The sequence below is a fragment of the Gordonia jinhuaensis genome, from assembly GCF_014639795.1.
Classification (GTDB): domain Bacteria; phylum Actinomycetota; class Actinomycetes; order Mycobacteriales; family Mycobacteriaceae; genus Gordonia_B; species Gordonia_B jinhuaensis.
In genome coordinates this window covers 137,077-154,034 of sequence record NZ_BMGC01000008.1, presented here as the reverse complement: position 1 = coordinate 154,034, position 16,958 = coordinate 137,077, and the positions used below count along the sequence as shown (strand labels likewise).

17 protein-coding genes are annotated in these 16,958 nt (G+C 66.3%); 6 read left to right on the top strand and 11 right to left on the bottom strand.

Annotation, left to right across the window (positions count from 1 at the left end; all coding sequences use genetic code 11):
• Nucleotides 1-658: 658 nt before the first annotated feature.
• The 3 genes from IEW22_RS08220 to IEW22_RS08210 all read left to right on the top strand — a co-directional run bounded on the left by IEW22_RS08220 (nucleotide 659) and on the right by IEW22_RS08210 (nucleotide 3,499).
• Nucleotides 659-1,831, top strand: coding sequence for an outer membrane protein assembly factor BamB family protein (locus IEW22_RS08220; RefSeq protein WP_188586113.1), 1,173 nt, complete (start codon nucleotides 659-661; stop codon nucleotides 1,829-1,831).
• 63 nt (nucleotides 1,832-1,894) lie between these two features.
• A complete protein-coding gene (locus IEW22_RS08215) occupies nucleotides 1,895-2,758 on the top strand; it encodes an LLM class F420-dependent oxidoreductase (RefSeq protein WP_188586112.1) in 864 nt (287 codons plus the stop codon).
• A 270-nt stretch (nucleotides 2,759-3,028) separates the two neighbouring features.
• Nucleotides 3,029-3,499, top strand: coding sequence for an ATP-binding protein (locus IEW22_RS08210; RefSeq protein ID WP_188586111.1), 471 nt, complete (start codon nucleotides 3,029-3,031; stop codon nucleotides 3,497-3,499).
• A gap of 151 nt (nucleotides 3,500-3,650) precedes the next feature.
• On the opposite strand, the gene bluB is transcribed toward IEW22_RS08210, so the two are convergent.
• The 8 genes from bluB to IEW22_RS08170 all read right to left on the bottom strand — a co-directional run bounded on the left by bluB (nucleotide 3,651) and on the right by IEW22_RS08170 (nucleotide 10,530).
• Nucleotides 3,651-4,295: a 5,6-dimethylbenzimidazole synthase gene (bluB, locus tag IEW22_RS08205; protein ID WP_188586110.1), complete on the bottom strand. Its 645-nt coding sequence runs from the start codon at nucleotides 4,293-4,295 to the stop codon at nucleotides 3,651-3,653.
• 41 nt (nucleotides 4,296-4,336) lie between these two features.
• Nucleotides 4,337-4,981 (bottom strand): hypothetical protein, encoded by a 645-nt coding sequence (locus IEW22_RS08200; RefSeq protein WP_188586109.1) that lies wholly within the window; start codon nucleotides 4,979-4,981, stop codon nucleotides 4,337-4,339.
• Nucleotides 4,982-5,128: 147 nt separating this feature from the next.
• On the bottom strand, nucleotides 5,129-5,698 hold the full coding sequence (locus IEW22_RS08195) for a hypothetical protein (RefSeq protein ID WP_188586108.1): 570 nt from the start codon (nucleotides 5,696-5,698) through the stop codon (nucleotides 5,129-5,131).
• Nucleotides 5,699-5,790: 92 nt separating this feature from the next.
• On the bottom strand, nucleotides 5,791-6,402 hold the full coding sequence (locus IEW22_RS08190) for a YoaK family protein (RefSeq protein ID WP_188586136.1): 612 nt from the start codon (nucleotides 6,400-6,402) through the stop codon (nucleotides 5,791-5,793).
• 133 nt (nucleotides 6,403-6,535) lie between these two features.
• Entirely contained in the window at nucleotides 6,536-7,171 is a 636-nt protein-coding gene (locus tag IEW22_RS08185; RefSeq protein ID WP_188586107.1) for a CPBP family intramembrane glutamic endopeptidase, read from the bottom strand.
• Entirely contained in the window at nucleotides 7,168-8,334 is a 1,167-nt protein-coding gene (locus tag IEW22_RS08180; protein ID WP_188586106.1) for an SDR family NAD(P)-dependent oxidoreductase, read from the bottom strand. Before IEW22_RS08180 ends, IEW22_RS08185 begins: the two co-directional genes overlap by 4 nt.
• 36 nt (nucleotides 8,335-8,370) lie before the next feature.
• Nucleotides 8,371-9,405: a magnesium transporter CorA family protein gene (locus tag IEW22_RS08175; RefSeq protein WP_188586105.1), complete on the bottom strand. Its 1,035-nt coding sequence runs from the start codon at nucleotides 9,403-9,405 to the stop codon at nucleotides 8,371-8,373.
• A gap of 21 nt (nucleotides 9,406-9,426) precedes the next feature.
• Entirely contained in the window at nucleotides 9,427-10,530 is a 1,104-nt protein-coding gene (locus IEW22_RS08170; protein WP_188586104.1) for a D-alanine--D-alanine ligase family protein, read from the bottom strand.
• Between the two features lie 91 nt (nucleotides 10,531-10,621).
• On the opposite strand from IEW22_RS08170, the gene IEW22_RS08165 reads away from it, so the two are divergent.
• Genes IEW22_RS08165 through IEW22_RS08155 form a run of 3 tightly spaced genes read left to right on the top strand, consistent with a single transcriptional unit; the run spans nucleotide 10,622 to nucleotide 14,362 of the window.
• Nucleotides 10,622-11,962: a UDP-N-acetylmuramoyl-tripeptide--D-alanyl-D-alanine ligase gene (locus IEW22_RS08165; RefSeq protein ID WP_188586103.1), complete on the top strand. Its 1,341-nt coding sequence runs from the start codon at nucleotides 10,622-10,624 to the stop codon at nucleotides 11,960-11,962.
• 19 nt (nucleotides 11,963-11,981) lie between these two features.
• Nucleotides 11,982-13,127, top strand: coding sequence for an acyltransferase family protein (locus IEW22_RS08160; RefSeq protein ID WP_188586135.1), 1,146 nt, complete (start codon nucleotides 11,982-11,984; stop codon nucleotides 13,125-13,127).
• Nucleotides 13,128-13,150: 23 nt separating this feature from the next.
• Nucleotides 13,151-14,362, top strand: coding sequence for a hypothetical protein (locus tag IEW22_RS08155; protein ID WP_229742303.1), 1,212 nt, complete (start codon nucleotides 13,151-13,153; stop codon nucleotides 14,360-14,362).
• 9 nt (nucleotides 14,363-14,371) lie between these two features.
• Here IEW22_RS08155 and IEW22_RS08150 read toward each other — a convergent pair whose 3' ends face one another.
• From IEW22_RS08150 to hisC, 3 genes are read right to left on the bottom strand one after another with little or no spacing between them, the layout of a single operon-like run.
• The gene (locus tag IEW22_RS08150; RefSeq protein WP_188586102.1) at nucleotides 14,372-14,800 is read right to left on the bottom strand and encodes an acyl-CoA thioesterase; all 429 of its coding nucleotides are present in this window, start codon (nucleotides 14,798-14,800) and stop codon (nucleotides 14,372-14,374) included.
• Complete coding sequence (locus tag IEW22_RS08145) at nucleotides 14,800-15,879, bottom strand: alpha/beta hydrolase (RefSeq protein WP_188586101.1); 1,080 nt, start codon at nucleotides 15,877-15,879, stop codon at nucleotides 14,800-14,802. The genes IEW22_RS08150 and IEW22_RS08145 overlap by 1 nt, the downstream gene beginning before the upstream one ends.
• Before the next feature lie 4 nt (nucleotides 15,880-15,883).
• Nucleotides 15,884-16,945, bottom strand: coding sequence for a histidinol-phosphate transaminase (hisC, locus tag IEW22_RS08140; RefSeq protein ID WP_188586100.1), 1,062 nt, complete (start codon nucleotides 16,943-16,945; stop codon nucleotides 15,884-15,886).
• Nucleotides 16,946-16,958 lie beyond the last annotated feature (13 nt).

The window sequence follows — 16,958 nt, the reverse complement described above, 5'->3', positions numbered from 1 at the left end:
TCGCGGAACTCCTGGGGATAGGGCTTGGGCACAGCTGGCATCCTTCCAGGCCGCCCGGCAGGGCAAGCCAGATCAGATGTCACCTACTCGTGCACCAGCCCCGTTTGAGCTCGCGTTCCTCGGCTTGTTCGTCGTTGCACTGATTGTCGAGTTGGTCGGTTTCCTTCGCTGATCTTGGGGACCGCTAACTCCCGTCGGGCAGCGCAATCCACGGGATCGCCCGGTTGGCGCCCTACCGTCTAGCAGCCGCTCCGTCGGACTGCTGTGGTTCGACAACCATGCTGTCCCTTCCGCGGAGATCCCCTCACTGTTTGTGTGCCGGTGAGGGGATCTTCTTCTATCCGGCGGAGTCTTTGGTTCGAGTCCTGCCCCGTGTTCGAGTCCTCCCCACATCTTGCGCGCGGCCGCGGTGAGTCGGCAGATGTGTCATTCTCGCGTACGACACTGGCGCCTGTTTTCCCTGCGTGTCAGATTCCGCGTCGTTCAATGATTCGGCGGTACTCATCCGCTCTGCGATATTGACACGGTGATACGGACGATTTCGGGCGCTTCGGGCGCACTGCTTGCTGCTGCTCTCTTGCTCACGTCGTGCTCATCGACGGACGCGGGTACTGCGAGTTCAACATCGACACCACGTGACGGCAGCGATGGCAGCGCGGTGAGAGCGTTCGATCCCCCGAGAAAATTCGATGGTGTGCCGCGTCCTCTTGACTCTCAGGCGATCGATACCAACGTTACGGGCGACTTCACCAGCAGATTTGTGATGGACGATCGGACGGCTTATGGCGTCACTCGATCGGGCATCGTTGCCACCAGTTTGACGACCGGCAAGCCTCGGTGGACGCAGGACTTTCCGGGTGCTGGCTCCGACGCGTCCGATCCGTCGCTCAACGACTCGGCTGACGTGAGTGCGCCGGTACTTAGCCCAGATCATTCGACGGTCTACGGGGTACTCGACGTGGAGCTCCGAGGGGGCGGTACGGAAAGCGATTCACAGGCGTACCAACTCATTGCGGTCGACACTGGGTCCGGCAAGCTCGACTGGAGTGTGAACATTCCAGGAGTCGGACTCGCGTATGGTGCGCCAACAGGTGGTCTGACGATTTTGAGCGCTACGGACGGCCGTGTCATCGTCGGTGACGGCGGCGGAAACAGTATGAGCGACGGGATTGTCGCGGCTGTCGATGCAGCAACCCACAAGGTCCTGTGGACCACACGCGGCGATGCGTATGCGGTGACGCCGTCGGCCATCGTCGCCACCGCGCACTCGACTACGACAGCAAAAACGGACTACCCGCTTTTGGTGGGACTAGATCCAACAAGTGGCAAGGTGAAGTGGACGGCGGGCAACGACTACGAATCTGCCCCGCGTGATCTGTCAGTTCTGCAGACTGACAGCAAGACCGTCGTCAGTTTCGCTCACTACAGTGGAGCCTCAGGCACTGTTACGGCAGCTATCGATCCGACGACGGGGGCACTGACGCAGCGGTTTCCGGGTGTCGAGCTCTCCCATCCGACCCGAGATGGCGATGCGGTCTATGACGTCGGCGTGAATGACGATGGTGCGGATGAGTTGCGCGCTCTGGACCCGTCGACGCTCCAACCGATCTGGTCCCTGCCAGAAGCAAACAGGATGGCCCCACGGGACCCTGTGTTCTTCGACGGTCTGGTCTACGGCCAGGTAGATCACGGAATGAGCGTCGTTCTCGATGGCGCCACAGGACGGGACGTGACGGCTAATATTCAGGGGTCTTTCGCAATGGTGAACAACGTTGGCGCGATCATGTTTTCGGACGACGGGAAGACTGCCTTCGTCCCGGCGACCGGATAGGCCTTCGACGGTTCTCGAGGCGGATTTCAGGAAATCGGTCCGGGCCGGTGCTAGGTTTGGTGGGTGCGAATAGGATTGCACGCGTTGGGAATAGGGTCAGGTGCTGATCCTGATGTCATCGCGGCCACTGCCCGGCACGCCGAGGATCGGGGTTTCGCGACTCTGTGGTGTGGTGAGCACGTGGTCATGGTCGACCAGCCGTCGTCGCGATATCCGTACACCCCAGACGGACAGATCGCTGTGCCGGTCGACGCCGACTGGCTCGATCCTCTGGCATGCCTTGGGTTTGCCGCCGCACATTCGTCGACGATCCGTCTGGCCACCGGCGTTCTTTTGCTGCCCGAACACAATCCGGTGATCATGGCCAAGCAGGTCGCGTCGCTGGATCGGCTGAGCAAGGGGCGGTTCACGCTGGGCGTGGGGATCGGTTGGTCCAGGGACGAGTTCGATGCCCTCGGGGTCCCGTTCTCGCGGCGCGCTGAGAGGACCGCGGCCTACCTGGAGGCCATGCGGGCATTGTGGAGCACTGAGGTGGCCACCGTCGAATCGGATTTCGTGTCGTTCCGAGACGTGCGCGTCAACCCGAAACCGACCCAAAGCCACGTGCCGGTCATCCTCGGTGGCAACAGCGACCGCGCGCTGATGCGCGTGGCCGAGTGGAGTGACGGGTGGTACGGCTTCAACCTCGACGGACTTGACCACGTAGCTGATCGGCTCGCGACGCTGCGCAGCTACTGCGCCGAGCGCGACCGTGCGATGTCGGACATGCGAATCGCCGTCGCACTTCGTGATCCACGAGATGCCGAGCTCGGTGATCTCGAGCATCTCGGTGTGGATGAACTCGTGATCGTCGAGTCGCCACCGGATTCGGCCGACGCTGTGGAGGAGTGGATAGCGGATCTCGCGCAACGCTGGATCGATCGTTGAGCTGTCCACCGGGGACGCCCCGAAAATTCGCGTGACTGATCGCGATCAACCGTGTACAACGGAAACCTTGCCCGAATTGGGTGCAGGTTTTCGCGGGGCTTTCCCGCGTCGTCAAACCCTGCCGGGTGGATCGATTCGCTCAGCGGGTCGTCTCGTGACGCGCTGCTGGCGCTCGGTGAATTGCTCGTCGGAACGCTCGACCGTCGGACGGACGTCGAGACCGCCCGGCAGTTCACGGCGAGAGGGCTTGGTGTGTCGAGCCTGTCGGGAGTGATCGACGAGACCCGCGAGCTCAACGCGGTGTCGTGTCTGACTGTCGCGTTGGCTCTCGCGGAGTTGATCGAGCTTCACGGAGCGCAGGTGGGTCCGCAGGAGGCGACCGATCCGCCGGCTTTCGTGCAGCGCGATCATCAGTTGGACGCACGAGCGGCGCTCGACCGTCTCTACTCCCGTGCCGCCGAGCTGAACCCCTACCGGGGTCGCGCGGTGCGAGCCTCGATGAAGCAGGGATGGCAAGAGATCGACCTCGGCATCTGCGCAGTGCGCGATCAGCACGAGATGCTCAACCGGCACGGTCTCGGGTCGCGGCGCGGCGTGCTCCTGGTGGGTCCACCGGGTACCGGCAAGAGCGCGGTGTCGGCTGTGATCGCCGCCGAGCTGGTCGACGGCATCCCCGGTGACGTGGATGCACACGCGGTCGCGACCCGCGACCCGCGTCCCGGACGGCACCAGCGGCAGTGATCTGCGTGAGATCGTCCGCCGCGCTGTGGTTTCCGGTGCGGGTGAGGTATCGACCGAGGCGTTGCTGAGGGAGATCGGCTCGGGTCGCTACCGGGTGGAGGTGGCAGAAGTCGGCCAGTATCTCTAGCGGTCCGGTGTCTCAGGCGGACCCTTACGCCCAGCGGTTCTCGCTGACGAAGTCGTCGAGCGGGCGCGCGGTGGTCCACTGCTCGATTTCCAGCAGGGGTCGGTCGGGAAATGACTGTGCCGGTCCCAGGCAGAGCATCGCGACCGGCTGCGCACCCGGCGGCATCGACAGGATCGCCGCCACATCGGCAGGAGAGAAGATCGACACCCAGCCCATGCCGAGGTTTTCGGCGCGTGCGGCGAGCCACAAGTTCTCGATCGCGCAGGCCACCGACGCGAGATCCATCGCAGGCATCGTCCGGCGCCCGAATATGTGACGCTCGCGGTCATCGCAGAGACCGACCACCAGTAGTTCGGCGCAGTCGAGCACTCCCTCGACCTTGAGTCGCATGAACTCGTCGGAACGCTCGCCCAGTGCGTGCGCCGTCCGTACCCGTTCCTCCTCGACCACGGCGTGGAGTCGCCGGCGGACGTCTCCGTCGGTGATGCGCACGAATCGCCACGGTTGCATGAGTCCGACGCTCGGCCCGGCATGTGCCGCCGCCAGAAGGCGGGCGAGAGTATCCGGTTGGATGGTCGCGCCGGGTATGAAGTGCCGGATGTCGCGTCGTGCGCCGATCACGTCGTAGAAGGCGGTGCGTTCGGACTTGGTGAAGTGACGTTGTGGCACAGCGTGACCGTAGTGGGTCAGCCCCTCAGTGAGTCAGACCCTCAGTGTGAGTGAGTCCCCGTCGCTGCGCGTGATGCCTTTTCGAGCGCGGCGGGGGTGCGCAGCACCGACGAACGCTTGGAAGTGAGGTCGGTGAGCTTCGCCCGCGCACTGAGCCCCGACTGTCCTTCCACCGCCGAGAGCTCGGCGTCGATCTCGGTGAGCTGGTCGAGCAGAACCTGGGCGCGACGAGCGAGTTCCTCATGTGAGGGCTGCGACGTATCCGTTCGACGTGCCTGAGCGCGGGATGGTCCGGTGACCGACCCCGAAGCCGTCGAGCCCGAGGACCCCGACGCGCTGCTCGTCGTCGGAGGAGCGGTGTGGGCCGCCGGGCGCGAGGCCGGCCGCGACTTGGTGCGAGAAGCCGGCGCCTTGGTGCGCACTCGGAACAGCTCGGCGTAGGCGTCGCGAGCGGCCACGCGCAGCTCGCGCTCTTCGTCGTCGTCGGTCTCCACCGATCCGCCGAGCGGTCGCAGTCCGTAGAAGCTCACGAACTCACGCGCCTGCGCCACGATGTCCTCGAGTTCCCGGCACCGCCCGCACCGCGGTTCGTTGCGATAGTCCTGCACGTCGGAAAGCGATGAGCACCACACGCATGCAGCAGTCGTGGTGCCGGTGACAACGGTGTCGGCAGCTCTGGAAATCACGGGTAAAAAGAATACGGCACAAGGGGTTTCGAACTCCAACTCACCGGGCGGCGGCAGATGCCCCACGGTGCCGTGCTAGTCTGTTCGACCGACAGTGCTGGCGGGCGGTGGGCCCCGACGATGCGGTGATGGCCGGTACGGCTCCGCTCAGGTGTGATCGTCCCCGACGACCGTCGCAGGCCAGCTCATCGACCGGTCGACCTGCGACTTGGGAAAGCATGGCGACTGAACGCTGACCGGGATGTCGCCGCTGCTGTTGATCTGAGCAGACAGTGTGTAACCGCCCGACTCGCGTGCACGCAGGTATCGCTGATCGGCGTCTTTGTCGACGCTGAAAGATTGCTTCTGCCAAGCAGTTTCGAGGTCGGTGAAGGCGGAGTCGGCGGACTTTCCTGCTGGTAGCAGGAGCCAGAGCCCGTACCGCCACGAGTACGGCTGCTCGGGATTGCTGTCATCGACATCGCAGGGGGCCGCGGTCGCGCTCAACGGCGCGGCCGCGACCCCGGGCAGCGACCTGGACAGCGTGGCCGCCGGCCAGGGAAGGGCGTCGGCGGTGCGCTGAAGCAGTGCGATGATGCGCTGGTGCGCCATGGCATTGCTTGTCGCCGGTGTCTCCTCGCGGTGGTCGCTGCCGCACGATGTGAGCGCTGCGATCGCGCATCCGGCGCTGAGGGCAGCTGCGAGTCGGCGGATGCCCGTCCGGGTGATCCTGATCATGGTGTCGAGGGAGTTGTTTCCGTGGTCCCAGTACGCGGCGTAGACCCACGGCCAGGACCTTAACTGATTCTTTACTGTTTGTCTGCGCGCTGTCACCCGGGTGACTGACGGCTCCATCTGCTCACCGACACGGTCGTGGCCGCGACCGCGAGCATGCCCGCCGCGATCCACAGCGCATCCGAGCCCAGATGCGCCCACGCGAACCCGCCGACCAGCGCACCGCAGGTGAGCGAGGCCCACAGCGACAGATGTCGCAGCCACACCCAGCGGGGTCCGCCGTTGAACGCGTCGACGAGTCGCTGCCCGGCCTTGACGAGAGTTCCGGTCATGTAGGTCAGACCCACCGAGACCTCCCCGCCGCGCTGGAAGGTGGAGTTCACGATGCCCATCGCGACAGCCAGCAGAAGGATGGCGGGGGTTCCCACGCCGAGGTCGCTGGCGATTGCCGACACTGTCACCAGTCCGACCGCCGGCCACAGCACCGCCGACCGCTTGTAGCGGGTACGCGAGAGCACCGACCCGGTGATCACCCCGATGAAGAACAGCCCGATCAGACCCAGCGCCCGACCAGCGCCCTGCCAGTCGCTGTATGCCGCGCGTGCGGCCATCGTGGTGGAGTTGCCGCTGATGAACGATACGAAATAGCCACCGAGGGCGATGAATCCGGCCGCATCGACGAAACCCGACGCCGCAGCGACGACCATCGCGAGCGCAAACTCGCGACGCCGGATCGTGTGCACCACCTTCGCTCCACCTCCTACCGCGCACCTTCTGGCCAGGAAAGGATAGGGGGTGGTGGCCACAGACCGGTCATCGAGCCGGCCGGAGTCGGGTACCTCACACCCCGAAGATGGGTGGCAGAGCCAGCACCATCACCGCACCCCAGATCATGTGGGTGATGATCGGTGCGAGAACGCCCGAGGTGAGGCGGCGCTCGTAGGCGCACACGGCGCCGAGCAGGATCCCGGCGAAGGCCAGCATGAGATTGCCGCTGGCGAGGGTGGCGATCACGTACAGAACGGTCGAGGTGACGATCGGGTGATGCCCGATCAGCGCCGAATACAGTGCGCCACGAAAGTACAGCTCCTCGGCGACACCGTTCACCACGGTGATCACCGCCACGATGGCGACGTTGCCGTGCTGGGCGTGGTCGAGCACCTCGGTGATCAGCCGTGCGATCGGACCGATCTCACGGACCACGAACGCGCCGACGATGAACAACAACCCCAGTCCGACACCCACCGCCGCGCCCAGAGCTGCCGCGCCCGAACGGGTCGTGCGCCACTGCCCCCACCACACGGGGCCGGATGCGAAAGCACCTGCGGTCCACACGATCGCCAGCAACACGGTGAGGAGGTAGAACAGGCCGATGCCGGGGTGTGCACCGAGTGAGAGCCCCAACAGCGCGGTACCCAGCACGTAGGTCACCGCCACGACGACTCGGCGGCGACGTGTGGGTACCTCGGTTGTCATCGGGTACCGGCCACCACGGCACTGAGGAGAGTGGTGGCCCCACGGGTGGCGCCCAGCGCGGTGTCCAACCCGACGCGGATGGCCGCCGACAGCGGTCCGATGTCCAATCGACAAGCGAGACAGAAGTATTCGAGCCGGTGCGACATGGTCTCCCCGACTGCGATGGTGCTCACGGTGCGGATCCGGGCCACGTCGCCGCCGGCCCAGTCTGGGTCGGTGTCGGCAATGTGATGCAGGTCGGCGAGGTCGGAGACGGGGCGGCGGGGCACCTCGGCAGCAGCTGAGGCGACGGCATCGGTCACCGACACCGGTGTGTGTCCCGGCAACTCCGGTGGGGCAGCCTCGCGCCGCGCGGTCATCGACACGCCCAGTGAGCGAACGAGATCGGCGGCCAGGGTGGTGGGCACCGGCGTGAGAAAGCCCCCCACCGACGCTGCCAGTGACGTTCCGATGCCCCGCAGCGGGATCCCGAGCCGAGGCCGGTGTGCCGCGTGCAGGTAGTCGAACACCAGATCGGCGTAGGTGAGCGTCTCTCCGGCGGAGATGTCGTACGCGCCGGGGGCGAAGGTGTCCGGGTCGGCGGCAGCGACGAGATATCGGACCGTGTCCTCGATGGAGATCGGGTCGAGCCGGTTGCGGGTCCAGGCGGGCAGTGGGATCACCGGGAGTCGGTCGGCGAGGTAGCGGATCATCTCGAATGAGGTCGACCCGGCGCCGAGGATCACCGCGGCGCGCAGCCACACCAGGTCGATGCCGTCGACGTCGAGGGCGTCGGCCACCTCGGCGCGACCGGCGAGATGTTCGGATAGTTCACCGTCGGGGACGAAGCCGCCCAGATAGACGATCCGTTTCGTGCCGGAACGCTGCGCTGCCGCCGCGATGCGCGTGGCTGAGGCGTTGTCGGCTGCGCGAAAGTCTTTGCTGCCCAACGTGTGGACCAGAAAGTAGACCGCATCCAACGCACCCGCGGTCTCGAATGCCGCGGCGACCGACTCGTCATCGCTCACATCCATCTCGACCGGTGTCACACGGTCGGCCCAGCCGAAGGATTCCAGGCGTTCGGGGTTGCGAGATGCGGCCAGTACCTCATGCCCCTCATCGAGGAGGCGCGCGACCAGTCGCGATCCGACATAGCCCGTGGAACCGGTGACCAGTACTCGCATGACTCAACGGTACGTGGCTTTCGGTGATGTCGGGTTTTACAGCCAATCCCGCTTCTTGAACGAGATGTACAGTCCCACCACCGCGACCACGGCGATCACCGTGCTGGTGATGTACCCGCCCCAGGTGTCGTAACCCGGATAGGGCACGTTCTGCCCGTAGAAGCCGGTGATGAGGGTGGGGACGGCGATGATCGCGCCCCAGCCGGAGAGCTTCTTCATCACCACGTTGAGCCGGGCGTCCTGGATCGAGAGGTTGGTGTCGAAAATCGACGAGACCATGTCGCGCAACGACTCCGTCCACTCCGCCGATCGCACCGAGTGGTCGTAGAGGTCGCTGAACGCTGCGTCGAGTGCTTCGCCACCGGCGCTGCCGTCGGCCGAGTAGTTTCCCCGGTTGCGGTGAATCGAGCCGATCACGTCGCGCATCGGCAGGATCACCCGGCGCATCACCTCGAGGTCCTTGCGGTAGGTGTACACCTCGCGCTGCAGCGTCTTGCCGCTCTTGGGGTCGTCGTCGAACAGCAGTTCTTCGAGCGCCTCGATGCGGTCGTCCATGTCCTGGATGGCATCGAGATGTTCGTCCACGATCACGTCGAGCAGTCCGTGGACCAGCGATCCGACGCCGTACTCCTGCCCGCCGATCTCGTTCCACCGGTCGACCACTTCGGCCATGTCGAATCCGTCGGAGAGCCGGACGGTGATGAGCGCGTTCTTCTTGACGAAGGCGGAGATGCGATGCAGGCTAACGCGCCCGACGCCCTCCGCCGTGCCGCTCTTGTCGTCGCTGATCTCGATCGAATACAGAGTCATGAACAGGTGCGACGAGTAGCGGGTCACCTTCACCCGCTCGGATTTGGCGAGGGTGTCCTCCACCGCCCACTGGTCGAGGTCGAGCTCGTCGGCGAGTTTGCTCATCTCCTCATGCGACGGGTTGAGCAGGTCCGCCCAGATCAGCAGCGAGTCGTCATGAAGACACTCCGACACCTGCTCGAGGCTGAAATCGTCGAGGAGCTTCCCGTTCCGCCAGACCTGCCCCTGCACACCGGGGTGTTTCGGGTCGACCGCTGTCATCGTGTCGCGCCTGTCATCGCATCACCGCTCTGTGGAGAACGACACGCGGGCGCGGTGGCGCGCCACCGCCAGTTCCACGAGTCGATCGATGAGTTCGGAGTAGCCGACACCCGTGGCCTCCCAGAGCTTCGGGTACATCGACAGCGGGGTGAACCCCGGGATGGTGTTCACCTCGTTGAGCAGCCACCCGCGGCCTCCGTCCTCATAGAAGAAGTCGACCCGGGCCATCCCCGAGCAGCGCAGCGCCGAGAAGGCGGTGACGGCCAGTTCGCGTACCTGCGCGGCCGCGGCGTCGTCAAGATCGGCGGGGATCACCAGCTCGGCCGCCCCGGTGACGTATTTGTCCTCATAGTCGTAGAACTCCGCGCCGGGACGGATCTCGCCGGGTACCGATGTCTGCGGGTCCTCGTTGCCGAGCACGGCGATCTCGATCTCGCGGCCGGTCACAGCCTCCTCGATCACCAGCACCTCGTCATACTGCAGTGCGAGGTCGATCGCGTCGAGCAGCTCGGCGCGGTCGTGGGCTTTGGTGATGCCGACCGACGATCCGAGATTCGCGGGTTTCACGAACGCCGGGAGTCCGAGCTCGTCTTCCACGCGATCGGCGATCGCCTGCGTGTCGCCGCCGGCGCGGTACTCGAGCCACTTGCACTGCGGGATGCCGGCCGCCTCGGCGACCACCTTGGCCATCGCCTTGTCCATGCACACTGCCGAGCCGAGTACGCCGCTGCCCACGTAGGGGACGCCGGCGAGTTCGAGCATGCCCTGCACCGTGCCATCCTCACCCTGCGGGCCGTGCAGCAGCGGCAACACCACGATGGGGGTAGCGGGGTCGTCGGATCGCAGCACCGGCAGCGGGTCGACCTCGGTTCCCGCCGGTTCGAGGGCATCGGGCAGCGACAGCGTCGCGGTTGGGTCGAGTGCGAGTTCGCCGAGGGCGGCGATCGCCTTGTCGTTGCGGATCCAGTGGCCGTCGCGGGTGATCCCCACCGGGATGATGTCGTATTTGCCGAGGTCGGCGGCGGCGAGCACGTGTGCGGCGGTCACGCGCGACACGTCATGTTCGGCGGACCGGCCTCCGAACAACACGACGAGCCGATAGCGATCCGAGGACGGGTTGACCATGGCAGCAACCATACGGTGACCGGCGCGCTTCGACCGGTCGCGGGTGCGGTGCGCCGCCTCCCTCGGTGCCGTCGCCAGGTAGCGTCGACGCGTGCATCTGACGGCGAGTGAGGTGGCCTCGGCCACCGGTGGGCAGCTGAGTGGACCCGATGTGGATGTCGACGGCGCGAGTATCGACTCACGCACGATCGGTGCGGGAAACCTGTTCGTACCGGTTGTCGCCGAGCGGGACGGCCACGACTTCATCCAGGGCGCCCTCGACAAGGGTGCCGTCGCCTACCTCACCGAGCGGGAACCGCTGCCCGGCACCACCGCGATCCGGGTCGCCGACACCCAGAAGGCGCTGGCCGATCTGGGCCGCCACGCCCGCAGCCGGATCGACGGACCGGTGGTGGGGGTGACCGGCTCGGTGGGCAAGACCTCCACCAAGGACCTGCTCGCGGCCGTGTTGTCGACGACCTTCGTGACCGCGGCCAACGAGCGTTCGTTCAACAACGAGTTGGGTCTGCCGCTGACCCTGCTCAACGCACCCGACGACACCCAGGCCGCGGTCGTGGAGATGGGTGCGCGCGGCATCGGACACATCGCGCTGCTCTGCGACATCGCTCATCCGAGCGTGGGCGTGGTGACCCGCGTGGCCGGGGTGCACCTGGAACTGTTCGGGTCGATCGACGACGTCGCGCAGGCCAAGGGCGAGCTGATCGAGTCGCTGCCCAGTGACGGTCTCGCCGTGCTCAACGCCGACGATCCGCGGGTGATCGCGATGGCGTCGCGCTCGTCGGCGCCGGTGATCAGTTATGGCATCGACAGCAGCGGGGCCATCGACGAACCCGCCGACGTCTACGCCACCGACATCACCGTCGGTGACGACCTGCGTGCGGCATTCACACTGCACACCCCGTGGGGTCAGACGCCGGTGGCGCTGTCGGCACGCGGTGCTCATCAGGTGAGCAACGCGTTGGCCGCGGCCGCTGTGGCCGGTGGACTGGGCGTGGGTATCGACGCCATCGCTGCCGGACTCGGCGCCGGTCAGGTGTCGGCGTTGCGGATGGAGCTGGTCACCACCCCCGGCGGGACCACGGTGATCAACGACGCCTACAACGCCAACCCCACCTCGATGAAGGCCGCGCTGGACGCCCTGGCGTCGTTGCCGGCCACTGGTCGCCGCGTGGCGGTACTCGGGGTGATGGCTGAACTCGGCGCCGACGGCGCCGCCGAGCATGCCCAGATCGCCGCCGACGCCGCGCAGCGCGGGATCGAGGTGATCGCGGTGGACTGCGACGCCTACGGGGCGCAGGTCACCCACGTCGCCGACATCGACGGTGCGCTGGCGGCTCTCGGTGAGCTGACCGCCGCCGACGCCGTTCTCGTCAAGGGCAGTCGGGTGGCCGCCCTGGAACGGGTCGCGGCCGCGCTGCTCGGCGCACAGTGAGCCCCCGGTGAGCGAATCGATGCTGCGGGCGGGCGCTCGCGTCGACTCGCTCACCGGCATCCGCTCGCTGGCGGCGCTGGCGGTGTGTTTCACCCACGCCGCGTACTGGACCGGTCGCTACACACCCGACCTGCCCGGACAATTCTTCGCGCGCTTCGAGATCGGCGTCGCACTGTTCTTTGTGTTGTCGGGATATCTGCTGTTCCGGCCATGGGTGGCGGTGGTCTTCGATCGTCGCCCGATGCCATCGGTGCGCCGGTATTCGTGGCATCGTGCCCGACGCATCCTGCCCGCCTACTGGATCACCGTGATCGCGGTGTTCGCGATCTATCGCTGGTGGATCACCGATGACTCGGTGTTCAGTCACGGCTGGTCGGGATTCGTGCGCAACATGACGCTCACGCAGGTCTACGGACTCGGTCACCTGCATTCCGGGCTCACCCAGATGTGGAGTCTGGCCGCCGAGGTGGTCTATTACGTCGCCTTGCCGCCGGTCGCCTGGCTGGTGGTGGTCGTGTGCCGACGACGGCCGCGACCGATCGCCGCGTTGGTGGCGCTCGGTGTGTTCGCACTGATCTCCCCGCTGTGGGCGGTGATCGTGGCGAACACCGACGGCATCGACCCCACCGCGCGACTGTGGGCACCGGCCTTTGCCACCTGGTTCATCGGCGGCATGATGCTAGCCGTCGCCGCACGCGTGGTCACCCGCTGGCATGCCCTGCTGTCGGTTCTCGTCGGGGTGCTGGCGTTCCAGATTAGCTGGACTAGCCTGGCCGGAGAACCCACGATCACCCCGACGGGGGTGGGTGCGACGATCGTCAAACTGCTCCTCTACCTGGTGGCGGCGGTGGCGTTGATCGCTCCGCTGGTGCTCGGCGAACGCGGCAATTGGTGGGACCGGTTGCTGTCGTGGCGACCGCTGGTCGCCATCGGCGAGATCTCCTACGAGTTCTTCTGCGTCCACGTGATGGTGCTGGAACTGATGATGCGGGCGTTGGGATTCCACGTGTTCAGCGGTTCCACCGGCCTCGTGTTCGTGGCCACCACCGTGGTGTCGCTGGCGGTCGCATGGGTCCTGCACCGGCTGACCCGACCGATCTGGTCGCCGGGACATCGTCGGCGCATCAACGCTCCCGGGTCTGCGTTCGTCGGCCATACTGGATGACAGGCCAGTTCAGGAGGGCAGACGTGACGCAGGGGCGACCGACGATCACCGGCGAGCAGATCGGCGCGTGGAGCGCCCGCAGCCGGGTGCCCGGTGAGCTGCCCGAACTGTCGGACGCCGCCGCGGTCCTCATCGCCGCCGGCCATCTGCGCGACGAGCCGCGTGCGGTGATCGTGCGTCGCGTCGCGGCCGGTCTGCCGATCCCCACGGTCCCCGGCGGATTCCATGACCTGCGCCAATTGCAGCGCGCGATCGACGTGACCGAATCCCAGCTCGCCGCCCCGATGGTTCCCGGGGTGGTCGCCGCGGTGCTGCGCAGTCGGCGCAATTCGCTGACACGGCGCCGCGAAGATCTGCGAAAGTCGTCGATGGGCGGCAAGGCCGTCTTCGCCGGCAGTGTGCGCGGGATCCGTCGTGAACGCCGCGAGGGTGTGCACCTGGAGATGACCGACCGCGAACGCCTCTTCGACGCACTACTGCGCACGCCCACCCCCAACCTCGACGGCGGCGGATACGTGCGCCGTGCCGGCTCGCTGGCCGCTGACCGGATGGTCTCGGCGCTCGGCCAGGTGGCGGTGCGGGCGGGTGCCTCGAAGGTGGAGGAGTGGATCAGCGCGCTCGGTGTGGAGGTCGGCGAGATGCCCTCGGGCCAGTCGCGGTTCGTCGACGGATACGAGACGATCCTCGCGCTCACCGGTACCTTCTACGATCGTGTGATCCGTTCTCCTGCATGGCATTCCGAACACTTTGAGCTGCAACGGACCCAGTTGAACCTGCATGCGGAGGTCGCCGACATCGCCGCCGACGTGATCGCACTGCGCTCGGTACGTGTGGACCTCGAACGCTCTCGGCGCAACGCCGGATTCGACGAGTCCTTCCGTGCGCACATCGACAGCCGTGAGCAGTCGCTGCGTCCGGTGTGGGCGCAGCTGATCGAACGCGTGCGTGCGCTCGCCGGTATCGCCGAGGTGATGGAGTCGGCCGCCGTCGAGCTGCGTCTGCTCGACGAGTTCGCCCACACCGCGACCATCGACGAGCGGATCGACCGGCTGGTCGCGCGATCGGGCAGCCGCGAGATGTCGGCCGACAACGCCGATCGGATGCGCGAGCAGATCAAGGCCGGCGAGGAACAGCTGCGGATCTACCGGGATGTGTTGCAGGGCAACCTCATCGCCCTGCCGTCGAACCTCGGTGGACGCGCCGGATCGGATGCCCCGCCGCAGTCGGGGGACTGAGCGCGTCGCTCAGTCGGCACCACCCCAGTCGCGTAGGTACTGCTTCTCGGTGTCCGACAAGCGCCGTAGGCGGTGATGCTCGATGTCGACCACGGCCATCTGCGTACTCGCCACACATGCTGGCCGCGAATCCGCAGCCGCACGGGCGCTGCGGATTTCGTAGCCGATGGTGAAGTCCACGGATCGGAATGCGGTGATCCACATTCCGATGTGCAGCGGTGAGTCCTCCACCCGTAACTGATCCTGATAACGGATCTCGACATGCACGATCATGGCGCTCTTGATCAGCGGCGCATACTCCTCGCCCGCCGACAACAGCCAGGCGATCCGCGCCTCCTCCATCAGCGTCACCATGCGTGCGTGGTTGATGTGACCGAAAGCGTCCATATCCGACCAGCGGACCGGCACCTTCGCCTGAAAGGCGAACGTACGTGCCATCAGCGCGCCGCGCCGACCGACAGCGTGGTGGCCCGATGCGTGGAGATGAGTGCGTCGTAGTACGTGCCGCCCGGGTAGTACTCCGACTGGAAACCGCCGTCGAAGATGTCGGTGGCCCAGGCGTTCGAAAGCGTGCGCAGCACAGCCACATTGCGTGGATCGGGGACGGCGAGTTCGGAGGCGATGCCGAGGATGTCGGTGCTCTCACCCTCGACGTCGATATGGATTCCAGTGGTCAGACGCGTGCCGAGGAATGCCTGATGGGTGCTGGTCGATAGGATCAACACGCCCCGTCCGTCGGCGTTGGACGGAGACGGCGGCGAGGCGATGACGCGAATCGTCGGACCGCCGCCCTTACCGTTGGCGTTGGCCAGATCGGTTGCCGCCGTAGCGAAGCCGTCACCCACGAACGATGCCACCGGATCGAACAACACGAGCCCGCGCAGCCGAGAGAACTGCTGCGGGTGATCGATGCGTAGTTTGTCGGCGGTGGTGAGCACGAATTCGCCACCCGCCGAATGTCCGGAGAAAATCATCGTCGTCGGCATCGGCTCCTCGCTGCGGTGCGCCATCGCCTCCGCGCGGTGCAGGCTGATCCCGAGTGCGCCCGTCGGATCGGTGCCCGCGGCGAACACCGAGGCCATCTCCTCGGTGAACGTGGAGTTGGAGGCGATGTTGGACGCGATCGCGCATCCGGAGGCGCTGAAGGAGCTGATCGTTGGCGCCATCACCACCAGCGAATGTTCGGCATAGGAACGGGCCTGAGCGTCGAGATTGGCTGCGGTGCGGGCGAATCCGTGCTGCAACCAGACGAATCCACGAGGGGTCCCCGAGGGGAGATACCAGGTGGCCGGAAGGGCGAGTGGTGCGCCCGCGCACTGGACGACGAGGGTGGTGCGGGCCACTGAGACGCCGTCGGCAGGACGCGACGTGGCGGGCTGGACAGTGGTCGGTGCGGCCGAGGCCGGTGCGCCGAGACCGACCAGTGAGGTGCCAAAAAGTAGCGCGCCCGCGAAACCCGTTGCCAGTTGCCGACCGACGCGGGTGCGACCGCATGCCAGGATCCGCGCGAGGCTCATCACGTCAGCGCTTCGACCAGTCGGCGGCGAATGCGATCACGAGATCGTTCTCATGCGCTTCGGTCACCGTGATGCGCACGCCGTCGCCGTCGAACGGGCGGACCACGATGCCCGCGTCGATCGCGTCGGAGGCGAATCGCATGGTCTCGTCGCCGAGATCGACCCAGATGAAGTTGGCCTGGGAGTCGGGTACGCGATAGCCCATCTCACGCAGCGCCGCGGTCACCCGAGCGCGTTCGGAGACCACCGTCTCGGTGCGGGTCAGTAACTCCGACGCGGCCGACAGCGACGCGATCGCGGCGCGCTGGGCCAGCGAGTTCACGCTGAACGGCACGTGTACGCGGCGCAGCGCGTCGATCACGGTCGGATCGCCGATCGCATACCCCACACGCAGGCCGGCCAGCCCGTAGGCCTTGGAGAAGGTGCGCAGCACCACCACGTTGTCGTAACGACGGTGCAGATCCATCGCGTCGTAGGACTGTGCGTCGTCGAAGCGGGTGTACTCGAAATAGGCCTCGTCGAGTGCCACGACGACCGAACTCGGCACCCGGTCGAGGAAGTCGACCAGCGCCTGCGCATCGACCACGGTGCCGGTGGGGTTGTTGGGGTTGCATACGAAGATCAGCCGGGTGCGGTCGGTGATCGCGTCTGCCATCGCGGGCAGATCGTGGCTGAGATCGGCGGCCAGCGGCACCTGCACCGGCGTGGCGCCGGCGACCCTCGTCGCGAGCGGATAGGTCTCGAACGAGCGCCAGGCGAACAGCACCTCATCACCTGGACCAGACGTCGCGGTGATGAGGTTCTGGCACAGACTCACCGAACCGCATCCCACTTGGACCTCGTCGGGGGTGACGCCGAGATTCTTGGCCAGGGTCTCGGTCAGCTCCACCATGCCGTTGTCGGGGTAGCGGTTGACGGTGTCGGCCGCATCGGCGATCGCCTGCTTCACCGAGGGCAGCGGGTCGTGGATCACCTCGTTGCTGGCGAGTTTGACCGCCCCGGGAAATGTCTTTCCGGGGACATAGGCGGGGATGGAGCTGAGATCGGGGCGGATGCGCGGTGTCACATCGACCATCGTA

What these genes read in the sequence shown, in the direction of transcription:
- IEW22_RS08195 (WP_188586108.1), bottom strand. Translation starts at nt 5,698, where the DNA reads ATGATCAGGATCACCCGGACGGGCATCCGCCGACTCGCAGCTGCCCTC.
- IEW22_RS08190 (WP_188586136.1), bottom strand. Translation starts at nt 6,402, where the DNA reads ATGGTCGTCGCTGCGGCGTCGGGTTTCGTCGATGCGGCCGGATTCATC.
- IEW22_RS08185 (WP_188586107.1), bottom strand. Translation starts at nt 7,171, where the DNA reads ATGACAACCGAGGTACCCACACGTCGCCGCCGAGTCGTCGTGGCGGTG.
- IEW22_RS08180 (WP_188586106.1), bottom strand. Translation starts at nt 8,334, where the DNA reads ATGCGAGTACTGGTCACCGGTTCCACGGGCTATGTCGGATCGCGACTG.
- IEW22_RS08175 (WP_188586105.1), bottom strand. Translation starts at nt 9,405, where the DNA reads ATGACAGCGGTCGACCCGAAACACCCCGGTGTGCAGGGGCAGGTCTGG.
- IEW22_RS08170 (WP_188586104.1), bottom strand. Translation starts at nt 10,530, where the DNA reads ATGGTCAACCCGTCCTCGGATCGCTATCGGCTCGTCGTGTTGTTCGGA.
- IEW22_RS08160 (WP_188586135.1), top strand. Translation starts at nt 11,982, where the DNA reads ATGCTGCGGGCGGGCGCTCGCGTCGACTCGCTCACCGGCATCCGCTCG.
- IEW22_RS08150 (WP_188586102.1), bottom strand. Translation starts at nt 14,800, where the DNA reads ATGGCACGTACGTTCGCCTTTCAGGCGAAGGTGCCGGTCCGCTGGTCG.
- IEW22_RS08145 (WP_188586101.1), bottom strand. Translation starts at nt 15,879, where the DNA reads ATGAGCCTCGCGCGGATCCTGGCATGCGGTCGCACCCGCGTCGGTCGG.